We start from the raw sequence: 1,721 nt of genomic DNA, 5'->3' as shown, positions 1-1,721 counted from the left end.
ATTCTGTTTATTTGTTGTTGTTGTTGAGGTTGACTCCGATGGTGTCCATGTTCTTTTTGAAGGAGTTGTAGACGTCCTGTTGGATCTTGATGTTCTCGTCCAGTTTGTTCTTCTTCAGGTTGGCCACGTAGGCGTCCCATTCGTCCTCCACGCCGCCCTTGGTGACCCACTGGGCGAACTTGCTCATGGCCCCCTGGGTGATCCCGGTGTTGTTGGCGTTCATCGTGTTGGTCTGCTCCTCCGTCATGGGCATGTTGGAGTAGAGGATGTCCTTGTTGAAGTCCACGTCCGCATAGTCCCCGTCGTAGACGGCGTCCACGCCCTTGACCTCGGTGTGGAAGGCGGGCAGGTCCAGTTTCATCTCGTCGCTGATCCAGCCAGGGGCGCCGTCAGCCAGGGACTGGAAGAACTGCCAATCGGAGAGCTGGTGGTCTGCGGGAGGGTCGAGGATCTTGTAGTCGTTGACGGCGTTCTTCTTGACTGCCGTGCCGAAGGCGCCGTAGCGGGCCTGGATGGAGATGTCGGGCGAGTAGAAGGCGTCGACCAGTTTCAGGGCCGCCTCCTTGTTCTTGACCTTGCCGGAGACCACGATGCGGTCGGCCTGGTAGGCCAGGTCGTCCCCGTTGTAGGACCACACCGGCTTCTCCGCCTGGTCGGCCCTGGCCTTCAGGGAGGGCAGGGTGATGTACTGGTCGGCCAGCTGGGGGCCGAAGACATCGGAAGGGGTCCACATCCAAGTGAACCCGACCTTGGCCGTGGTTCCCTCGCCCTTGCAGGTGCCGGTGTACTTGGACCAGTCATGGGTGAAGGCCTCGGCCGAGATGACCCCGTCGGCCCAGAGCCTATGGAGGTAGGAGATGAGCTCCTTGTAACGGACGTCGGTCAGGTAGTTTTTCACCGTGCCGCCCTGCACATACATGCCCAGACTCCCGTTGGGGACAACGATCCCCAGGCTGGCCAGGAGGACGTTGGGCTGGAAGAGGCCGAACCCGCCGGTCCCCGGCGAATTGAACTCCATGGGAATCTCGTCGGCCTTCCCGTTGCCGTTGGGGTCGCCGGTCTTGAACGCCTTGAGGACGGTCTCGAGCTCATCCCAGGTGGTCGGCACCTTCAACCCCAGCTTGTCAAGCCACTGCTTGTTGATGAACATGTGGTTGCTGGTGCGTGCGGTGGTCGGCCGATCCACGGTTGGGGCGCCCAGAATCTTGCCCGAGGCCGTCGTCGAGATCACCCGCGCATAGGGCTCCGTCTTGAAGGTCTTGGACAGGTTGGGCATCTTCCCCAGCTCGGGCTTGAGATCGAGGAAGAGACTGCCATACTCGCCCATGTCCCCCGATCCGAAACCGCTGATGGTCACGTCGGCCACCTCGCCCGCGGCCAGGGAGGCCTTCTTCTGCTGGTCCCACGAGGAACCAGCCACGTCCTGCCAGTCGATCTTGCACCCGCAGGCCTTCTCCAGATCCTTGGTCCACCCCATCTTCGACATCTTCTCGGCCCGCGCGTCCTTGACGACCTGCACCGTGACGATCGGCCTGCCGTCTTCGGCGGTGGAAGCCCCGCCGCTCCCACAGCCCGCCAAGGCCATGACCGAAACACAAGCCAGGGCCGTCACCTTCAACATAACCCCATAACGCCTCATCGCTCTCATCCTCCTATTGAATGCCAGGACCCCATAGTCCCGGCTCACCAGCTGTAATCAGCAAAGCAATCTCACAGTAACA

General features: G+C 61.2%; 1 protein-coding gene. It reads right to left on the bottom strand.

Translation table 11 applies throughout. The features are described from left to right. Nucleotides 1-7: 7 nt before the first annotated feature. Entirely contained in the window at nt 8-1,621 is a 1,614-nt protein-coding gene (locus H3V09_RS08935; protein ID WP_232339563.1) for an extracellular solute-binding protein, read from the bottom strand. Between the last annotated feature and the right edge of the window lie 100 nt (nt 1,622-1,721).

Source organism: Bifidobacterium sp. M0399 (assembly GCF_016100595.1).
In the GTDB taxonomy this organism is placed as follows: Bacteria; Actinomycetota; Actinomycetes; order Actinomycetales; family Bifidobacteriaceae; genus Bombiscardovia; species Bombiscardovia polysaccharolytica.
Note: the sequence above shows the minus strand (reverse complement) of the source record. Positions and strands in the feature narration are given on the sequence as shown.